At 64.6% G+C, this 4,205-nt stretch carries 5 protein-coding genes; all 5 read right to left on the bottom strand.

Annotated elements, in window-relative coordinates; genetic code table 11:
- Window positions 1–258, bottom strand: a 258-nt coding sequence (locus CON76_RS10835; RefSeq protein ID WP_205758231.1) for a transposase, incomplete at its 3' end; no start/stop codon positions are given.
- A 95-nt stretch (window positions 259–353) separates the two neighbouring features.
- Window positions 354–1,292 (bottom strand): ABC transporter permease subunit, encoded by a 939-nt coding sequence (locus tag CON76_RS10830; protein ID WP_101103366.1) that lies wholly within the window; start codon window positions 1,290–1,292, stop codon window positions 354–356.
- Window positions 1,293–1,309: 17 nt separating this feature from the next.
- Window positions 1,310–2,413 (bottom strand): ABC transporter ATP-binding protein, encoded by a 1,104-nt coding sequence (locus CON76_RS10825; RefSeq protein WP_101103365.1) that lies wholly within the window; start codon window positions 2,411–2,413, stop codon window positions 1,310–1,312.
- 85 nt (window positions 2,414–2,498) lie between these two features.
- Window positions 2,499–3,626 (bottom strand): polyamine ABC transporter substrate-binding protein, encoded by a 1,128-nt coding sequence (locus CON76_RS10820; RefSeq protein ID WP_101103364.1) that lies wholly within the window; start codon window positions 3,624–3,626, stop codon window positions 2,499–2,501.
- A 62-nt stretch (window positions 3,627–3,688) separates the two neighbouring features.
- A partial coding sequence (locus CON76_RS10815; protein WP_145995430.1) for an HAD-IC family P-type ATPase occupies window positions 3,689–4,205 on the bottom strand: 517 nt, incomplete at its 5' end.

The following is a 4,205-nucleotide window of genomic DNA, read 5'->3' as shown; positions in this document are numbered from 1 at the left end:
GCCATAGACCCTCTGACGCAGCATGTCGCGCACGCTGTGCGTGATCAGCAGCGGATCGCGCGGGTCGGCGATGCAGCGTGCCGCCGCCCCCAGCAAGCCCAGCCTGCGGTCCACTTCGGCCAGCAGCATCACCCCGGCATCGCTGGTCATGCTGCCGCCATCGAAGCGGCCCTCGATCTTGCGGCGGCCCAGTCGGCCAAAATCAATCACGCCGACCTCATCGGCGGCTGGTTGTGCTGTACAGTTTGGTTTCGGCATTGCCCGTCCTTTCATCTGGATTCGATACCTCGATGTTCGGGCATTTCAAGGGCAATGCCGTCCCCGTTTCTACGGATTGTGGTGAAATATCCGGGCTAGCGTCCTTGGCTGGCAGAAGGGTGGCTGGAGCGGCTGTGGATGGCCATCGGCACCAGGATCAGCAAAATCATCACCACCGACAGCGCGGCGGCGCGCGGCCAGTTGTTGGCGCTGAACATCTCGTCCCACACCACGCGGCCGATCATCAGGTTATCGGCTCCGCCCAGCAGCGACGGGATCACGAACTCGCCCACGCACGGGATGAACACCAGCATCGAGCCCGCCACAATGCCCGCCCTGGACAGCGGCACCGTGATGAGCCAGAACGCCTTGAACGGCGTGGTGCCCAGGTCGTAAGCCGCTTCGAGCAAGCGCACGTCCATCTTGACCAGGTTGGCGTACAGCGGCAGGATCATGAACGGGCAGTACACGTACACCATGCCCACCAGCATCGAGACGTCGGTGTAGAGCATCTCGATGGGCGCGCTGATCAGCCCCAGCGCCAGCAGCGTGTTGTTGAGGATGCCGTAGTCCGCCAGCAGCCCCTTCCAGGCGTAGATGCGCAGCAGGAACGAGGTCCAGAACGGCAGCATCACCAGCATCAGCAGCACCGGGCGCACGCTGGGGCGGCTGCGCGCGATGAAGTAGGCAAACGGGTAGCCGATCAGCAGCGCAATGGCGGTGGTGGCGGCGGCGTACTTGAGTGAGTTGCCGTAGGCCACCAGGTAGATGGTCCACGCCGGGGCCCAGCTGCCGTCGTCGGCGCGGGTGCCAAAGATGGACAGGAAGTTGTCGAGCTGCAGCCAGATCTGCAACAGCCCGTCCTGGTAGAACAGCAGCGGCGAAAATGGGTCGATGCTGGCGCCCAAGTTCGTCACGCTGATGCGCAACAGGATCAGGAACGGCAGCATGAAAAACACCGTCAGCCAGAGGTAGGGCACCCCGATGACCCAGGTGCGGCCACGGGGCCGGGGCAGCTTGACAAGCAGTGGCATGGTCGCTCCAGGTGGTGTCAGCTGGCCAGCTCGACCGAGGCCGAGCCTTCCCACCAGAAGAACACCTCATCGTCCCACGTGATGCCGCTGCTGGCGTGGTGCGAGGTGTTGGCTTCGGTGATTTTGAGGCGCTGGCCGTTGTCGGCCTGCACGATGTAGGTGGTGTAGCTGCCCAGGTAGCCAATCTCGCACACCTTGCCGTGGAACAGGTTGCGCGCAACGTGGCTGGGGCGCGTCTTGCTGATGTCGATCTTTTCGGGCCGCACCGCCACCGCCAGCGGCATGTTGAGGGTGCCAGTGACACCATGGTCGATGTAGATGGCGCCCAGGCTGGTCTCCACCACGCCGTAGTTGGGTTCGTCCTCGGTCAGGCGGCCCTCGAACACGTTGACGCTGCCAATGAAGTCGGCCACGAAGCGGCAGTTGGGCATGTCGTACACCTCGCGCGGCGTGCCGACCTGCAGCACCTGGCCCCGGCTCATCACGGCAATGCGCGAGGCAATGGTCATGGCCTCCTCTTGGTCATGCGTCACCACCACGCAGGTCACGCCCACCTTCTCGATGATGTTGACCAGCTCGAACTGGGTGTGCTCGCGCAGCTTCTTGTCCAGCGCGCCCAGCGGCTCGTCCAGCAGCAGCAGCTGGGGCCGCTTGGCCAGGCTGCGCGCCAGCGCCACGCGCTGCTGCTGCCCGCCCGAGAGCTGGTGCGGCTTGCGCTGCGCGTAGTCGCCCAGTTGCACCAGGTCCAGCATCTCGCCCACGCGGGTCTTGATCTGGGCCTTGGGCATGCCCTCGCGCTTGAGGCCGAAGGCGATGTTGTCCCAGATGCTCAGGTGCGGAAACAGCGCATACGACTGGAACATCATGTTGATGGGTCGCTCGTAGGGCGGCAGCCCCACGATGTCCTGCCCGTTGAGCACAATGCGCCCCGAGGTGGGTGTCTCGAACCCCGCCAACATGCGCAGCAAGGTGGATTTGCCGCAACCCGAACTGCCGAGCAAAGCAAAAATTTCGCCCTGCCGGATCAACAGGTTGACGCGGTCTACGGCGGCCACACCGTCAAAACGTTTGACCAGGTTGTCGGTACGCAAATACGCATCTGGGGTCGAAGACAAGTCCATTTTGGCGATTCGGTTCAACACAACAAAAAGCCGTTGCCCACGGCAACGGCCCCACCGCTGATTTTTGACGGCGCAAAACGACGGGTTACTTCCCGCTCTTGAACTGGGTGTAGACCTCGCTCATGGAGGCGCGGCCCTCGTTGCCAATCACGCCCGGGGGCACCATGCGCGCCATGTCCTCGGCGCTGGGGAACACCGACGGGTTGGCCTTGATGGCCGGATCGACGAACGCCTCGGCGGCCTTGTTGCCGTTGGCGTAGTTCACAAAGTTGGTGACCGACGCGGCCACTTCGCCCTGCAGGAAGTTATCGATGAAGCGGTGTGCGTTGCGCGGCTGCTTGGCATCGGCCGGAATGGCCAGCGTGTCGATGAACAGCATGCCGCCGGTCTTGGGCACCAGCGCCACGATCTCGTCCTGCTGGCCCGCTTCCTTGACGCGGCCTGCGGCGATGTTGATGTCACCCGCCCAGCCCAGCGCCACGCAGGCGCGGCCGGTGGCCAGGTCGTCGATCATGGTGCTGGAGAAGATGCGCACGTCCGGGCGCACCTTGGCCAGCAAGTCGCCCGCAGCCTGGTGGTCGGACGGGTCGTTGGAGTAGGCGTTCTTGCCCAGGTAGTGCAGCGCGGGCGGAATCACCTCGGAAGGCGAATCGAGGTAGGCAATGCCGCACGACTTGAGCTTGCTGGTGTAGGCGGGGTTGAACACCAGGTCCCAGGCGTTGTCGGGCATCGGGGTGCCCGCCAGGGCCTTCTCGACCTTGCCCTTGTTGATGCCGACGGTGGTGAAGCTCCAGCCCCACGGGATCAGGTACTGGTTGCCGGGGTCAATGTTCTGCAGCTTGCTCAGGAAGGCGCTGTCGAGGTTGCTGTAGTTCTTGAGCTGGGTCTTGTCGAGCTTTTGCAGCAGGCCGGCCTGGATCTGGCCTGCCGCAAACACGGCACCCGGCACCACCACGTCGTAGCCGCTGTTGCCCGCCACCAGCTTGGCCTGCAGGCCCTCGTTGTTCTCGAACGTGGAGTAGTTCACGCGCAGGCCGCTGGCCTTCTCGAAATTGGGCACCAGGTCTTCGGCAATGTAGTCGGGCCAGTTGTAGACGTTGACCACCTTGTCCTCGGCCGGGACGGCGGCACCAGGTGCCGGTGCTTCTTCTTTCTTGCCACAGGCGGCCAACACGGTGGCGGCCAAAGCCAACACCAGCATCTGTTTTTGCATGATTGTCTCAGCTCCAAAAAAAGGGATGCGCGATTTTATGCGGCCACCGTGACGCAGCGGCATCACACCGGGCCACGCCAGCGCTTGAGCAGCAGCGCGTTGGCCATGACGCTGACCGAACTCAGGGCCATGGCCGCCCCGGCCAGCACCGGGTTGAGAAAACCCAGCGCCGCCAGCGGGATGCCCGCCACGTTGTACACAAAGGCCCAGAACAGGTTTTGCCGGATCTTGCGCACAGTACGGCGCGAGATGTCGAGCGATGCCGCCATCAGCGCCGGGTCGCCGCGCATGAGCGTGATGCCCGCCGCGTGCATGGCCACGTCCGAGCCACCACCCTGGGCGTGGCTCATGGCCATGCCGACATCGGCGGCGGCCAGCGCCGGGGCGTCGTTGACGCCATCGCCCACCATGGCCACGCAGCGCCCTTGCGCCTGCAATTGGCGCACGTAGGCGGCCTTGTCGGCGGGCAGCACGTCGGCCACCACTTCGCCCGCCTCGGGGTGCAGGCCCAGACGCTGCGCCATCGCCACGGCGGCAGCCCGGTTGTCGCCCGAGAGCATCACCACGCGCAACCCGCTG

It is taken from the genome of Macromonas bipunctata, assembly GCF_002837135.1.
Classification (GTDB): domain Bacteria; phylum Pseudomonadota; class Gammaproteobacteria; order Burkholderiales; family Burkholderiaceae_C; genus Macromonas_A; species Macromonas_A bipunctata.
This window is presented reverse-complemented; position numbering and strand designations above follow the sequence as displayed.